The organism is Tibeticola sediminis (assembly GCF_003843835.1).
Classification (GTDB): domain Bacteria; phylum Pseudomonadota; class Gammaproteobacteria; order Burkholderiales; family Burkholderiaceae_C; genus Tibeticola; species Tibeticola sediminis.
In genome coordinates, this window is sequence record NZ_RKQL01000001.1 from 985,336 (window position 1) to 1,000,000 (window position 14,665).

14 protein-coding genes are annotated in these 14,665 nt (G+C 69.8%); 7 read left to right on the forward strand and 7 right to left on the reverse strand.

All coding sequences use genetic code 11. The features are described from left to right. Positions 1–30: 30 nt before the first annotated feature. From coaD to EDC62_RS04565, 3 genes are read right to left on the reverse strand one after another with little or no spacing between them, the layout of a single operon-like run. Positions 31–552, reverse strand: coding sequence for a pantetheine-phosphate adenylyltransferase (gene coaD / locus EDC62_RS04555; protein ID WP_124220895.1), 522 nt, complete (start codon positions 550–552; stop codon positions 31–33). Then, positions 549–1,199, reverse strand: coding sequence for a 16S rRNA (guanine(966)-N(2))-methyltransferase RsmD (rsmD, locus tag EDC62_RS04560; protein WP_425469943.1), 651 nt, complete (start codon positions 1,197–1,199; stop codon positions 549–551). Before rsmD ends, coaD begins: the two co-directional genes overlap by 4 nt. A gap of 2 nt (positions 1,200–1,201) precedes the next feature. Continuing rightward, positions 1,202–3,604 carry a Lon protease family protein gene (locus tag EDC62_RS04565; protein WP_124220899.1) on the reverse strand — a complete coding sequence of 801 codons (2,403 nt, stop codon included), beginning with the start codon at positions 3,602–3,604 and terminating at the stop codon, positions 1,202–1,204. Between the two features lie 343 nt (positions 3,605–3,947). On the opposite strand from EDC62_RS04565, the gene EDC62_RS04570 reads away from it, so the two are divergent. Genes EDC62_RS04570 through EDC62_RS04580 form a run of 3 tightly spaced genes read left to right on the forward strand, consistent with a single transcriptional unit; the run spans position 3,948 to position 7,153 of the window. Beyond that, a complete protein-coding gene (locus tag EDC62_RS04570; protein WP_124220901.1) occupies positions 3,948–5,564 on the forward strand; it encodes a thymidine phosphorylase family protein in 1,617 nt (538 codons plus the stop codon). Then, on the forward strand, positions 5,564–6,478 hold the full coding sequence (locus tag EDC62_RS04575; protein WP_124220903.1) for a ribose-phosphate diphosphokinase: 915 nt from the start codon (positions 5,564–5,566) through the stop codon (positions 6,476–6,478). The genes EDC62_RS04570 and EDC62_RS04575 overlap by 1 nt, the downstream gene beginning before the upstream one ends. 45 nt (positions 6,479–6,523) lie before the next feature. Then, positions 6,524–7,153, forward strand: coding sequence for a LysE family translocator (locus EDC62_RS04580; RefSeq protein WP_124220905.1), 630 nt, complete (start codon positions 6,524–6,526; stop codon positions 7,151–7,153). 92 nt (positions 7,154–7,245) lie between these two features. On the opposite strand, the gene EDC62_RS04585 is transcribed toward EDC62_RS04580, so the two are convergent. Both EDC62_RS04585 and EDC62_RS04590 read right to left on the reverse strand, forming a co-directional pair. Next, the gene (locus EDC62_RS04585; RefSeq protein WP_124220907.1) at positions 7,246–8,589 is read right to left on the reverse strand and encodes a M16 family metallopeptidase; all 1,344 of its coding nucleotides are present in this window, start codon (positions 8,587–8,589) and stop codon (positions 7,246–7,248) included. Positions 8,590–8,610: 21 nt separating this feature from the next. Continuing rightward, on the reverse strand, positions 8,611–10,020 hold the full coding sequence (locus EDC62_RS04590) for a M16 family metallopeptidase (RefSeq protein WP_124220909.1): 1,410 nt from the start codon (positions 10,018–10,020) through the stop codon (positions 8,611–8,613). Positions 10,021–10,049: 29 nt separating this feature from the next. Between EDC62_RS04590 and ftsY the strand changes: the two genes are divergently transcribed. Continuing rightward, positions 10,050–11,357: a signal recognition particle-docking protein FtsY gene (gene ftsY / locus EDC62_RS04595; RefSeq protein ID WP_124220911.1), complete on the forward strand. Its 1,308-nt coding sequence runs from the start codon at positions 10,050–10,052 to the stop codon at positions 11,355–11,357. Between the two features lie 172 nt (positions 11,358–11,529). Here ftsY and EDC62_RS04600 read toward each other — a convergent pair whose 3' ends face one another. Beyond that, a complete protein-coding gene (locus tag EDC62_RS04600) occupies positions 11,530–11,757 on the reverse strand; it encodes a zf-HC2 domain-containing protein (protein ID WP_124220913.1) in 228 nt (75 codons plus the stop codon). A gap of 8 nt (positions 11,758–11,765) precedes the next feature. Next, positions 11,766–12,344 (reverse strand): sigma-70 family RNA polymerase sigma factor, encoded by a 579-nt coding sequence (locus EDC62_RS04605; protein ID WP_124221160.1) that lies wholly within the window; start codon positions 12,342–12,344, stop codon positions 11,766–11,768. 212 nt (positions 12,345–12,556) lie between these two features. Here EDC62_RS04605 and EDC62_RS04610 point away from each other — a divergent pair, with 212 nt between their 5' ends. From EDC62_RS04610 to EDC62_RS04620, 3 genes are read left to right on the forward strand one after another with little or no spacing between them, the layout of a single operon-like run. After that, positions 12,557–12,835: a BufA1 family periplasmic bufferin-type metallophore gene (locus EDC62_RS04610; RefSeq protein WP_124220914.1), complete on the forward strand. Its 279-nt coding sequence runs from the start codon at positions 12,557–12,559 to the stop codon at positions 12,833–12,835. 36 nt (positions 12,836–12,871) lie between these two features. Next, on the forward strand, positions 12,872–13,813 hold the full coding sequence (locus EDC62_RS04615) for an MbnB/TglH/ChrH family RiPP precursor modification enzyme (RefSeq protein ID WP_124220916.1): 942 nt from the start codon (positions 12,872–12,874) through the stop codon (positions 13,811–13,813). Further along, positions 13,810–14,637 carry an HvfC/BufC N-terminal domain-containing protein gene (locus EDC62_RS04620; protein WP_170159008.1) on the forward strand — a complete coding sequence of 276 codons (828 nt, stop codon included), beginning with the start codon at positions 13,810–13,812 and terminating at the stop codon, positions 14,635–14,637. Before EDC62_RS04615 ends, EDC62_RS04620 begins: the two co-directional genes overlap by 4 nt. The last annotated feature ends 28 nt before the right edge of the window (positions 14,638–14,665 follow it).

Consider the following 14,665-nt stretch of genomic DNA (forward strand, 5'->3'; position numbering starts at 1 on the left):
CGCGTCTTTCGCCGACTTTTTGCTCTTGTTTTAGGAATTTCCCGAGGCAGGAGCTGCGCCTGGCAATGCGTGTGCCTTCGCCTTGAGGCGCAGCAGCACATGGCTCGAGACGAATTTGTCGACCTCGCCGCCCAGCAGCGCGATTTCGCGCACGAAGGTGGAGCTGATGAACTGGAAGCGGTCGCCCGGGGTGAGGAACACGGTTTCGACATCGGGCATGAGCGCGCGGTTCATGCCCGCCAACTGAAACTCGTAGTCGAAATCGGTCACGGCGCGCAGGCCGCGCACCATGGCTTTGCCGCCTCGCGCGACGACGAAATCGCGCACCAGCCCGTCGAAGGATTCGACGCTGACCTGCGGGTAGGCTTGAACCGCCTCGCGCACCATCTCGATGCGCTCGGGCAGTGAGAACAGCGTTTTCTTGTGGTGGCCGGCCGCCACGCCGACGATGACGCGGTCGAACAGTTGGCAAGCACGGCGGATCACGTCTTCGTGGCCGAGCGTGATGGGGTCGAAGGTGCCGGGGTAGACGGCGAGGACATCGATGCTCATGGGCGTGCTCCAGAAGCGGGCAGAGGTTCGTGGGATTCGGTGCGCACCAGCAAATGCGCATGCACCGCGCCGGCCTTGAGGTGACGGTGCAGCGCAAGGCCCAGCGCGGCCAGCGCCGCCGCGTCCCAAGCGCGGGGCGCCTCGAGGTAGAGGTACGCGCCCCGTTTGAGCGCCGCGGCCGCCGCGGGCAGCGCCGCAGCATACAGCGCCTGGGCATCGAACGGGGGGTCGAGCAGGACGAGGTCGAGGCTGGCCGGCGCCGCCGAGCGCAGCGCGGCGACGCCGTCGCCGCGCTCGATGCGCACCGCCTCGGCGCCCAGGCGCGCCTGAAGCGCGGCCAAGCGCTCGACCAGGCCCGCATCCCGCTCGACCAGCCGCACTTCGCGCGCGCCGCGCGAGGCCGCCTCGAAGCCGAGCGCGCCCGTGCCCGCAAACGCATCGAGGCAGCGCCAACCGGACAAATCCTGGCCGAGCCAGTTGAACAAAGTCTCACGCACCCGGTCGGGCGTGGGACGCAGGCCCGGCCGCTCGGGCACAGCGATGCGCGTGCGTTTCCACTGCCCGCCGATGATGCGGATTTCATGCGGCGGCGCCGCGCGCGCTGGCGTGGGCGCCGGCGGGCTCTGGGGGCGACGTGTGGTGGCCACGGTCAGCGCCCCCAGCCACGCCAGGCGCGGCGATAGCTGCGCAGCGTCTGCAGCGCGCGGCCATAGACGGTGTCTTCACCGCCCCGGGCTTCGGCGGCGTCGAATCCGGCCGGCGTGCCGGTCAGCACCTCGATGCCTTCGCTGACGTGGGCGAAGGTCAGCACGCGAAAGCGCCCCGCGGCCACGGCCTCGACCACGCGGTCGGCCAGCATCAGATGGCGCTGGTTGCGCGCCGGAATCAGCACGCCCTGGCTGCCATCGAGGCCGGCTTCGGCGCACACATCGAACCAACCTTCGATTTTTTCGTTGATGCCGCCCACGGGCAGCACCTCGCCGTGCTGGTCGAGCGCGCCGGTGACGGCCAAGCCCTGGGCCAGCGGCAGACCCGAGAGCGCCGAGAGCAGCGCGAACAATTCGGCGCACGAGGCCGAGTCGCCCTCGATGCCGTCGTATTCCTGCTCGAACGCCAGCGATGCGGCCAGCGCCAGCGGCGCAGCGTCGGCAAACAGCGCCGACAGAAAGCCCTTGAGGATCAGAACCCCCTTGGCATGGATGGGCCCGGAGAGCTCGACTTCGCGCGCGAGGTCGATGATGCCCTCGCGCCCGGGCCAGCAGCGCGCGCTCACGCGCACCGGCAGGCCAAAGCGCGTGTCACCGAGGTCGATCTGCGTGAGTCCGTTGATCCGGCCGAGCAAGCCGCCTCGGGTCGCGATGAGCCGCTCGCCCTCGGCGATGGCTTCGCGCTGGCGGTCGGCCAGGTAATCGTGCCGGCGGCTGCGCGCGCGCAAGGCCTCGGCGACGTCGGCGGCCGCCACGCACGCGGCGCCGCGCTGCTGCGCCAGCGCCGCGCTTTCGATGACGAGCGCCTCGGTGTGCGCGAAGATGGCGCTTTGGCGGGTTTGATCGTCGGCCTGGCGGTGCATGTCTTCGAGCAGCCGCGCGACCGCGCCGGCGTCGAAAGGCGGCAGCGCGAGCCGTGCGCAGCATTGCGCGACGAACACCGCGCTGGCATGCCAGGTTTCGGCGCTGGCGCGGAACTGCTCGGCGAAATCGACCTTGATGCGAAAGTGCCGCGCGAATTCGGGGTCGGCTTCCTGCAGCTCGTAATAGCTCTCGACCGTGCCGATGAGCACGATCTTGACATCCACGTCGACCGCCTCGGGTTCGAGCGACACCGCCGCCAGCGGCGCATACGCCGTGCCCGGCTCTTCGATCTGCAGCCGCGCGCTGCGCAGGAAGCGGCGCAGTTTTTCCCACACCAGCGGGTCGGCGAGCAGGTCGCGCAGATGCAGCATCAAAAAGCCGCCGTGGGCGCGCAGCAGACTGCCGGCGCGGATGCGTGAGAAGTCGGTGACGAGCACATCGTCTTCGGACTGGTATTCGATGCTGCCGAACAGCAGCCGAAACAGCGGGTTGTTTTCCTCGATGACGGGCGCGCCTTCGAGGCCGGAGTTGTCGACCACGACGTTGACGCGGTAGCGCGCGACCACCCCTTCGAGCGCCTCGGCGCGCTCGGCGTCTTCGTCCTCATCGGCGGCCGGGGCGGAGAACACATCGACATGGTCGAGCACGTCGGCTTGCAGCGCATCGATCCAGCGCGCGATCTTGGCTGCGTCGGCCGCAGCCGGGTCGATGGCCGAGCGCAACTCGGCCATCGCTTGTTGGAGCCAGGGACGAGCGACCTCCCGGCGCAAAGCGCCCAAGGCCCGCTCGAGTTCGCGCTCGAGCGCGTTGCTCTCGTCGACGAAACGGTTGATCTGTACGCGCAACTCCTGCTCGGCACGGTCGATTTCGGAGCGGCGCTCGCGCGGCATCGCCGCGAGCTGGGCCTCGGAAATCGGAGCACCCTGCTCGTCGCGCCAGGTGAAGATCATGCGGCCTTCCTCGCGCCGCAGAGCGAAATGACGCGCCTCGGCAAAAGCGACCAGCGCATCCCAGGCCGCGGCCTCGCGGGCCGCATGTTCCTTTTCGAGCGCCTCGCTCCGCTCGCGAAATGCCGGGCTGGAGAGCCGCTTGGGCAGCTCGGAGCGCAACTCGTCGACGAAGGCCGCAAGCCTCTGCCGCAGCGCGCGCCCACCGCCGGCGGGCAAGCGCACGGCCAGGGGACGCTCGGGCGTCTCGAAGTGGTGCACGTAACACAGGTCGGGCGGAACCGGGCGGCCCCGCGCCTGCTCGAGCATGAGGGCGCGCAACAGCGAGCTGCGGCCGCTGCCGACCTCGCCGAGCACGAAGAGGTTGTAACCAGGCTGAGGCAGCGTGAGGCCCAGTCGGGCGGCTGTGTAGGCGCGCTCCTGCCCGATCCAAGGCAGGGGCTCGCCCTCGAGTGCGCGCGTGTCGGCAAAGCCCAGCGCGGCGGGATCGACGCGCAGGCGCAGGCGGTCAGCAGAGAGCGTCGTGGCAGGCATTCGGAGGCGAGATGCAACAGCGTTCCGGCAACGCTGCATCCGTTCCCGCGGTGGCGCGTACCCGCAGCCGGGATGCGCGGTGCGCGAGGGATGGTTTCAGCGTGGCCTCTTGAACCCAGATTGTCCATTAGGCGGCCCTGCGGGCCTACGCACGCCCTGGCGGTCGCTTTGCGGCGTCTTCGCGCCCGTGCTCGTCGCCAATAGCCTCGGCTATTGGCTCCTCTCCCGTGCGCCAATCCACTCGCAAATCACCGCGCCATCTTCGTGCGTCCTAATGAACAATCTGGGTTGAAGGCAGAATGGCACCCGAGCTTACTCCAGGCCGAGCGGCCTCCTGCGCGACATGCCCGACGTTTCCGTTTCATCCGCCCCGACCGTCATCGCCAGTCCCGAGACCCCAACCGAGGCGCCCCCGCGCGCCGCGCAGGCGCTCGCCGTCAAGCGCGTGGCGATCGACACCTGGAAGGAGAACGTGGCCTATTTGCACCGCGACTGTGCGGTCTACCGGGCCGAGGGGTTTCAGGCGCTCTCCAAGGTGGAGGTGCGCGCGAACGGGCGGCGCATCCTGGCCAGCGTCAACGTGGTCGACGATGCGAGCATCGTGAGCTGCGAGGAGTTGGGCCTGTCCGAGGATGCGTTCGCGCAGCTCGGCCTCGAGGACGGCCATGCGGCGACCATCCAGCAGGCCGAGCCGCCGGCGTCGATCGCCGCGCTGCACCGGAAGATCAACGGCGAGCGGCTCGACCGCGAGGCCTTCGAGCGCATCGTCGCCGACATCGCCGCGCACCGCTATTCCAAGATCGAGCTCACTGCCTTCGTGGTGGCCTGCAACCGCGGCGAGCTCGACCGCGAGGAGGTGTATTTCCTCACCGAGGCCATGGTGCACGCCGGTCGCCGGCTCGATTGGCGCGAACCGCTGGTGGTCGACAAGCACTGCATCGGCGGCATTCCGGGCAACCGCACGTCGATGCTGGTGGTGCCCATCGTCGCCGCGCACGGGCTGCTGTGCCCCAAGACCTCCTCGCGCGCGATCACCTCACCCGCGGGCACGGCCGACACCATGGAGGTGCTCGCCGAGGTGGCGCTGCCCTTCGAGCGGTTGGCGGAAATCGTGCGCGAACACCGCGGCTGCCTGGCCTGGGGCGGCACGGCCGAGCTGTCGCCGGCCGACGATGTGCTGATCTCGGTCGAGCGGCCGCTCTCGCTCGACTCGCCCGGGCAGATGGTGGCTTCGATCCTGTCGAAGAAACTCGCCGCGGGATCGACCCATCTCGTGCTCGACATCCCGATCGGCCCGACCGCCAAGGTGCGCTCCATGCCCGAGGCGCAGCGCCTGCGCCGGCTGTTCGAGTACGTCGCCGACCGGCTGCGCTTGTCGCTCGAGGTGGTCATCACCGATGGTCGCCAGCCCGTGGGCTATGGCATTGGCCCGGTGCTCGAAGCGCGCGACGTGATGCGCGTGCTCGAAAACGACCCGCGCGCCCCGAACGATCTGCGCCAGAAGGCCCTGCGGCTCGCCGGGCGGCTGATCGAGTGCGACCCCGACGTGCGCGGCGGCGACGGCTTTGCGATTGCGCGCGACATCCTCGACTCGGGCCGGGCGCTCGCGCGCATGCAAGCCATCATCGAAGCCCAGGGCCGCAAGCCTTTCGACCCCGAGCATCCGCCGCTCGGTGCGCTGCAGTTCGAGGTGCGCGCCGCGGCCGACGGCGTGGTCACCGGCATCGACAATCTGCACATTGCGCGCATCGCGCGGCTGGCCGGCGCGCCGAAGGTCGCCGGCGCCGGTGTGGACCTGGCCGTCAAGCTCGGCGAGCCGGTGCGCCGCGGCGACCTGCTCTACCGGGTCTATGCGGGCTACGCGGCCGACCTCGCCTTCGCCCGCCAGGCGGCCGAGCGCGACGGCGGCTACCAAATCGGCAGCGCCAGCGCGGTGCCGCATGTCTTCGTGGAGTTTTGATGGACGCTTGCCTGCTGCATTTCGACGACGAAGCCGCGAGCGCCGCGCGGCTGGCCGCCGCCACCGGGCTCGAAGCCCGCTGCATCGAACGCCACCGTTTCCCCGATGGTGAAATCAAAGTGCGGCTGCCGCTCGAACGCGCGCCGCTGCCTCAGCAGGTGGTGCTGCTGCGCAGCCTCGCGCAGCCCAACGAAAAGCTGGTCGAACTGCTGCTGGCCGCGCAGACCGCGCGCAGCCTGGGCGTGCGCGCGCTCACGCTGGTCGCGCCCTACCTTGCCTACATGCGGCAAGACATCGCGTTCACGCCGGGCGAAGCGGTCAGCCAACGCATCGTCGGCGGTTTTCTCGCGGGCTTGTTCGACGCCGTCCTCACGGTGGACCCGCACCTGCATCGTGTCCACACCCTGGCCGAAGCCATCCCCCTGCCCGAGGAGCGTGCGCTCGCGCTGTCGGCCGCGCCCTTGCTGGCCGACTGCGTCGTCGCGTATCGGCCGCATGCCTGGCTGGTGGGGCCCGATGCCGAGTCCGAGCAATGGGTGGCACAGGCCGCCGCGCGCCACGGGCTGCGTTGGGCGGTCTGTGGCAAGCGCCGCCACGGTGACCGCCGGGTCGAGGTGACGCTGCCCGAGGGGGTGAACTTCGCCGGTGCGGCCGTGGTGTTGATCGACGACGTGGCCAGCACGGGCCACACTTTGGCCGAGGCCGCGCGGGGCCTGCATGCGGCCGGCGCCGCCTCGGTGGACGTGGCCGTCACGCATGCGCTGTTCGCGGGCGATGCGCTCGCGCTCTTGCGCGCCGCGGGCGTGGGCCGCGTCTGGAGCAGCGACAGCGTTCCTCATGAGACCAATGCCGTTCCGCTCGCGCCGCTGCTCGCGCAGGGGCTGGCGGCGCTACCGCGTGCGCTGCTTTCCTGATGCCGCCGCTCCATCGACTCGTCCTCGACCCGCCGCTTCCACACCATGCTGACCCTGGACCAACTGCTGCCGTTTCTCGCTGCCGCCGTCGTGCTGACCCTCACCCCGGGGCCGGACAACCTCATGGTGCTGAGTTTGGGCGCTTCGCGCGGCCGCGCGCAGGGGGTGGCGTTCGGGCTGGGCTGCGCCGCGGGCTGCCTGAGCCACACGCTGCTGGCCGCCTTGGGCGTCTCGGCGGCCCTGGCCGCGTCGCCGCTGGCCTTCACGCTGCTGCGGCTTCTGGGCGGCGGCTACTTGGTGTGGCTGGGCATCGGTGCGCTGCGCAGCGCGGGCAGCACGGCCCTGCCCGCCGTCGGCAGCGAGGCGCTGTCCTCACCCGGGCGCGCCTTTGCGCGTGGCGTGCTGGCCAATGCCATCAACCCCAAGGTGGCGCTGTTCTTCCTGTCCTTCCTGCCCCAGTTCGTCGTTCCCGGCCATGGACAAGTGGCGCTGCAGATGGCGGCGCTGGGCCTCGTGTTCACGCTGCAAGCGGCGCTGATCTTCGGCGCGCTCGGCTGGTTTGCGGGCAGCATCGGCCGCTGGCTGCAGCGTCGGCCCCGCGCGGGCCGCTGGCTCGACCGGATCGCGGGCATGGTGTTCATCGCGCTCGGGCTGCGGCTGGCGCTCGCCCGTTGAATTCAAGCAACGCTGAAGTCGGGCAACGCTGAACAAGCCCCTCGCATGCCGCAGCGCCCAGCCAAGGGCGGCCTGCTTCGTCCCGTAGGGTCTCAGCGCTCGGTGCCGCCCACGACGACGGTCACCATGGCCTGGGGCTTGAGCACACGCGCCACCGCCGAGCGGATCTGCTCCAGCGTGACCGCCTGCACGCGCTCGGTCCAGGTGTCGAGGTAGTCCGCCGGCAGGTCGTACCAGGCCATGGCGGCGATGTTGTCGAGCAGCTTGCGGTTGCTGTCGATCCGCAACGGAAAGCCCGCGATCAGCGCGCGCTGCGCGGCCTCGAGTTCTTCCGCCGTGGGGCCCTTGGCGACGAAGTCCGCCACCACCTGGCGCACGACTCCGACCGCCTGCGCGGCCTGGTCGGGCCGGGTTTGCAGGCCAATGACGAAGGGGCCGCTCTGGCGCAAGGGCTGGAAGTAGCTGTAAACGCTGTAGCTCAGGCCGCGCTTTTGCCGCACCTCCTCCATCAGCCGCGAGACGAAACCGCCGCCGCCCAGGATGTAGTTGCCCACCAGCAGCGGGAAGTAGTCGGGGTCGCTGCGCGCGATGCCGGGCTGGCCGACGCGCACATGCGCCTGCGCCGAACCGAAAGGCACGGCGATTTCGCGCGCGGCGGTCAGCGGCTCGACCGCCGGCAACTCGGGCAAGCTCGGGCAGCTGCGGGCATCGAGCCGCGCGAGCAGTTGCTGCACCAGGCGTTCCGCCGCGGGCCGGTCGAGCGCGCCCACGATGCTGATGCGCGCGTGGCAGGGCGCAAAGCCGCGCGCATGTGCCGCGCGCAGGTCGGCCGCCTCGATGCGCGCGAGCGTCTCGGGCGTGGGGAACTGGCCATAGGGATGTCGGCCATAGATGGCGGGCATGAACTGCTGATCGGTCACGGTGGCCGGACGGGTGGCGGCTTCGCGCAGATCGGCCGAGTAGCGCGCACGCTCGCGCGCCCAGACAGCGGGGTCGAACGCGGGCTCGGCGATCTGCCGCGCCGCCAAGGCCGCGGCGCGCGCGAGCAGATCGGGCTCGGTCAGCGAGCGCAGCGTGAGGCTCAGCCGGTCGGGCTCGACCTGCGCGTCGAGGCTCGCGCCCAAATCGGCCCAGGCCTCGCCGAGCTGGTTTTCATCGAGCGCCGGCGCGTCGCCACGCGCCGCCACGCCCTTGGCCAGCATGAGGGCGACGCCTTGCGCCAGACCCGCCTGCGGCGCCGGGTCGCGGCGGCTGCCCGCGTCGAAGTCCAGGCGTACATCGACCATGGGGATGGCGGGGCTTTGCACCAGCGACACCCGCGCCCCGGTGGGCAGCGTCCAGCGCTCCACCGGCAGGCCCGCGACCGCCATTTTTGAAAGAAATAGGCCGATTGCCAGCGTGAATAGGCAAGGTAGTGCTCTTTTTTTCATAGTCATCGATTGCTCGTCATCCGCCGCTCAATGACGGCCCATCGGCACCGCGGGCCGGGGGCGGGGCGTGCCGCGCTGGGGCACCAGCACCGCCGTCGTTTGGCCATCCTCGCCAAAGTAACGCGCGGCGACCTCGCGCACCTGCTGGGCGCTGACCGCCCGCAGGCGCTCGATGAGGCGGACCGACGCATCGGCCGGCAAGCCGAGGGCCCAGGCTCGACCGAGTTCGCTGGCTTGGTTCATGAGCTGGTCGCGCTTGTAGACCTCGGCCGCGACCCATTGGGTCTTCACGCGGGCGAGCTCTGCCTCGCTGACTCCCTCTTCGGCGACGCGCCGAACCTGCGCCAAAAGCGCCGCTTCGAGCTGCTCGCTCGTCTTGCCCGCGGCAGGAATGCCCTCGAGCACAAAGAGCTGCGGCCCGCGCCCCATGAGGCCGTTGCTTGCGCCCACGCGGTCGGCCAGCCGGTCGGGCCCTTGAGTGAGCGTTCGTTCGAGCCGCGCGCCTGCATAGCCGTCAAGCACGGCGGCCAGCACCGTGAGGGCAACGGCATCGCGCGCTTCAGCGCTGTCGTCGAAAGCCGACAGCCGCGGCACCTTGAACGCCATGGCCACCGCCGCCTGCTCGGCCACCGCTTTGACGACCACGCGCCGCGGGCCGCGCTGCTCGGGTTCGCGCCGCGGCTTGCGCGCGGGCACCGGACGTGCGATCAAAGGGCCATAGTGCCGCTCGGCATCGGCGAGCACCTTTGCCGGGTCCACGTCACCGACCACGACCAGCGCTGCGTTGGCAGGCACATACCACTGCCGCCAGAAGCCGCGCACGTCGTCGGCCGTCATCGCATCCAAATCGTCCATCCAGCCGATCACCGGGCGGTGGTAGGGCGAGGCCACGAACGCCGTGGCATGCAGAGCCTCGGACAGCAAAGCCTGCGGGTTGTCCTCGGTGCGCAGGCGTCGCTCTTCCTTGACCACCTCGATTTCGCGGCGGAACTCGTCGTCACTCCAGGCGTTGTGGGCAAAACGCTCGGCCTCGAGCGCCATCGCATCGGCCACATGCCGCGCCGGAATCTGCTGGTAATACGCCGTGTAGTCGTAGGAGGTGAAAGCGTTCTCACGCCCACCCATCGCGGCCACCCGGCGCGAGAACTCACCCGGCCCCATGCGCGTCGTGCCCTTGAACATCATGTGTTCGAGCACATGCGCGATGCCGCTCGTGCCATCGACCTCATCGATCGAGCCCACGCGCACCCAAAGCATGTGCACGGCCGTGGGCGCGCGGCGGTCCGGCGAAACCCAAACCCGCAGGCCATTGGGTAGGGTGTGGTCGAGCAGGCCGCTCGGCGCGCCGGGGCCTGCGGAGCCCAGCGAGCCCGCCCATCCGGCACCGGACAAGACGGCCGGGCCCAGCGCCCAGCCCAGAAAAGAGCGTCGTTTCATAGAATGAGGAAGATACGAGAAACCCAAAAATGTTCAGTTTTTTCCGAAAAAAACCCAAGCCCGCCCCGGAAACACCGGCTGCGCCATCCGCCCCGGCAGCGGCTGAGGGCCCGAGCGCGGCCGTAGAGCCGGCAGCACCCGCCGGGACGCCCACCCCGGCAGCAACCATAACACCCCAACCGGCGGCGACTCCGGCCCCTGTGACACCTGCGGCTGCGGCGCCAGAGGCCGTCGTCGAGGTGCCACCGCTCGAGCCACCCATCCCGACCCCGCCCCAGCCCCCCCATGCCGAGCCGACCGCTGCCCCGCCCGCCGCTGCAGCCCCGCCGCACGCGGAACGGTCACCGGCCCCCGCACCGACACCGAGCCCCATTTCCGGCGCCGACGCCACACCGCCGCAGACGCCCGCGCGCAGCGGCTGGCTCGACAAGCTGCGCCAGGGCCTGCGCAAGACCGGCTCGAGCATTGCCCAGGTCTTCACCGGCACCCGGATCGACGAGGCGCTGTACGAGGAGCTCGAAACCGCCCTGCTCATGGCCGACACCGGCGTCAAGGCCACCGAATTCCTGTTGGACGATCTGCGCCGCCGCGTCAAGGAAGCGCGGGCCACGGACCCGGCCGCCGTCAAAGGCCTGCTCGCCGACGCCATCGCCGATTTGCTCGCGCCCTTGCAGAAAACCCTGGTCGTCGGCGAACGGCCCGACACCGCTCGGCCCGACGGCAGCCACGGCCCGACCGTCCTCATGGTCGTGGGCGTCAACGGCGCGGGCAAGACCACGTCGATCGGCAAACTCACCCGCCACCTCGCCGACGCCGGCGCCACCGTGCTGCTGGCCGCCGCCGACACCTTCCGTGCCGCGGCGCGCGAGCAGCTCGCCATCTGGGCCGACCGCAACACCGTCGAAATCGTGAGCCAACAAGGCGGCGACCCGGCGGCCGTCGCCTTCGACGCCGTCACCGCCGGCCGTGCCCGGGGGCGCGACGTGGTGCTGGTCGACACCGCCGGGCGCTTGCCGACGCAGCTGCACCTGATGGAAGAGCTGCGCAAGATCAAGCGCACCATCGCCAAAGCCGACGCCAGCGCGCCCCATGAAATCCTGCTGGTGATTGACGGCAACACCGGCCAGAATGCGCTCGCCCAGGTCAAGGCCTTCGACGACGCGCTCGGCCTCACCGGCCTCATCGTCACCAAGCTCGACGGCACGGCCAAAGGCGGCGTGCTCTGCGCCATCGCCCGCGAGCGGCCGGTGCCGGTGTATTTCGTCGGCGTCGGCGAAAAGCTCGAAGACCTCGAAACCTTCAACGCCCGCGAGTTCGCGCAGGCGCTGCTGCACTAGGGCAACGCTGAACAAGTCCCTCGCGCGTCGCGCATCCCGGCTGCGGGCGGTCTGCTTCGTTGCAAATCCTCGCCATAGCTGCGGCTATGGCTGCGGTTTGCGCCTCGCATCCCATCCCGCGGCCGGGCGCGCGCCATCGCGGGAACTTATTCAGCGTTGCCCTAGGCGCTTTCTAGACGCTCCGATCCGCCGGGGCGTCCGCTTCATCCTCCGAGACGCTGTAATGGCGCCACGCCCCAAACGCGCGGCGCAGGGTCAGCACCTGACGCTCGAAGCGCGGGCAGGCGGCGCACACCGCCATATGCAGCCGCAAGGCCAGGCGCTCACGCCAGGGCAGCGCACGGTCTTCCCGTGCGATCACCAGGGCCACGACTTCGCGGCAGGTGCGTTTGAGAGGCATGCGGAACATCATGCGACGGGCTTTCCGGCAAACCAATGGATTTCGAGGCACTCGCGCAGCCGCAGCCGCGCACGGTGCAGTTGCACATACAGGTTGGTCGCGCTCAGCCCGAGTTCATTACAGATTTCCTCGCTCGAGAGCTCCAGCCACTCCCGCATCAGGAACAGCCGCCCCTGCACCGGCGGCAGCCGGTCGGTGCAGGCCTCGAGCACGGCCAAAAACTGCCGGTTGTCGAGCTCGCGCTCCGGATCGCCCCAGTCTGCCGGCAGCTCGGCAAAGTGCCCATCGGCCTGGAAGGCCATGTGCGCGAGCGGATCTTCGTCGTCATCAGCCGACGCGCCATCGACGCAAACCTCGCGCCCACGCGCGCGCAAGGCATCGATGATCTTGTGCTTGAGGATGCCCACGAGCCAGGTCTTGAGCTGCGCACGCCCGCCAAACGCCTGCGGCCGCGCCAGCGCCGCGAGCAGCGTCTCGGACACCGCATCCTCCGCCCAGGTTTCGTTGCGCAGCTGCAGGCGCGCAAAGCGCATCAGGTAGCTGCGCTGGGCGACGAGTTCGGCTTCAAAGTCGGTGGGATCGGGCATCGTCATGTGGGCGGCAGTTTAGTTCGTCACCGCGCGCTCGGACCGAACTCATCTCCAAAAAAAAGCAAATCCCGCCCGATGCCTCGCGATTTTTTTTGAAGCCTGTAAGACACTTCGCCCAGATCCGACTGACGATCAGCCACCGCGCGTTTCCGGCAGCCGCCGAACCCGATGTGGCGCAACCCTCAACCCTGGAACCTAGGAGTCTCACCATGAACCAGAAAGCCCTGCTCGCCGCCGCCACCTCGCTGATGTCGCTCGCCCTGCTCTCGAGCCCCGCCATGGCGCAGAACGCCGCCAAAGAAAAATGCTTTGGCATCGCCAAAGCTGGCCAGAACGATTGTGCGAACCTCTCCGGCACGCACTCCTGCGCTGGACAAGCGAAGGTGGACAACGGCAAGGACGAATGGAAGTTCGTCGCCGCCGGCACCTGCAAGACCATGAACGGCATGACCATGGACGAAGCCAAGGCGGCCATGAAGAAGTCCTGATCCGCACCCGGGTCACACACCCACAGGCCCGCCGCCATGCCGAAGTCCAGTCGATCGACAACGCCCGCGGCGCCGCCGGTCGGCATCGGCTGGCGGCACCCTCATTACGCGGTACTGCTCGAGCAGCAGCCCGCACTCGACTTCATCGAAGTCCATTCCGAAAACTTCTTTGCCGAGGGCGGGGCCGCACTGGCCGTGCTGCGCGCGGGCCGTGACCATTACCCCGTCAGCCTGCACGGCGTCGGCCTGTCCCTCGGCAGCGCCTGCGGCATCGATGCTTGGCATTTGGATCAGCTTGCCCGGCTCGTCGAGCGCATCGACCCGGTGCGGGTCAGCGACCACGCCAGCTTTGCGCGCATCGTCCCCAGCGCATCGACCGCGCACACCGATGCCTTGCACGCCGCCGACTTGCTGCCACTGCCCCTGTCCAACAGCGCACTCGACACCCTGTGCCGCAACGTCACGCAGGTGCAAGAGCGACTGCGCCGGCCCATCGCGGTCGAAAACCTCTCCGCCTATGTGCGCTGGCGCGATGCGCAATGGGATGAGCCGGCCTTCCTCAGCGCCCTCGCTCGTCGCACCGGCTGCCATTTGCTGGTAGACGTCAACAATCTCTACGTGAACGCGCTCAACGACGCGCGCCACTTCGGCGGCAGCGCCGACCCGCTCCAGGCATGCCAACGATGGATCGACGCCATCGACCCCGAGCATGTGGCCGAGATTCACCTCGCCGGCCACCACGACGGCGGCGGTCTGGTCATCGACGACCACGGCAGTCGCGTGATCGAGCCGGTCTGGCGGCTCTACCGCCATGCCATCGAACGCTACGGCCCGGTGCCCAGCTTGATCGAATGGGACACCGATCTCCCAACTCTCGACGTGTTACTCGACGAAGCGGCGCGCGCCCGCCACATCGGCTCAGCCGCACTCGCCGCCCGCGGAAGAACCGCAAGTCCTGCCCTGGAGGCCGAACCATGACCGCCACCACGCTGGCCACGCTGGAGCAGCAACAACAGACGTTGGCGGCCGCCCTCTTCGCCACTCGCGCCACCCCGGCCGACCCGACCCCATTGGACGCGACCTTGGCCCGCCCGTGGGCGATGGGGCTTGCGGCGTATCGCGCCAACGCCCACGCAACGGCCGCGCGCGCCCTGGCCGCCGCCTACCCGGTGCTGCGTGCCTTGCTCGGGCCCGACAGCTTCGACAGCCTCTCGCGGGCGTACTGGCACCACGCCCCGCCGCAACGAGGCGACCTCGCGCATTGGGGCGCCACCCTGGCAGCCTTCCTCGAAGCGGACGCGCAACTGGCCGACACGCCCTATCTCGCCGATGTCGCCCGGGTCGAATGGGGGCTGCATCGCGCGGCGAGCGCTGCCGATGGCGAGGCGGCGCCTGCGAGCTTTGCCTTGCTGGCCCAGCACGCCCCGGAACGGTTGCGCCTGCGCCTCGCGCCCGGCACCGCGCTCTACACCAGCCGCTGGCCGGTCGCATCGATGATCCTTGCGCACCAGACCGACCCGCCCGATCTGCGCGAGGCAGCCGCCCGGCTTCATGCTGGCGTGGGCGAAACCGTGCGCATCTGGCGCGAGGGTCTGCGGCCACGGCTGCGCGCGATCCAGTCCTCGGACGCGCAGCGTCTGTCGGCCGCCTTGGCCGGCGCCTCACTCCAGACGGTGATCGAGGCCGCAGAAGGCGGAGCCGAGGCGGCGCTGGCCTGGATCAGCGAGGGCATCCGAGAAGGCTGGGTGCTCGGGCTCGAACCGGACCCAGGCGAAGAGCCCACGCCGCATCCGCTCGCTTGACCCCGACTCACGCTGATGGAGGCCTGCT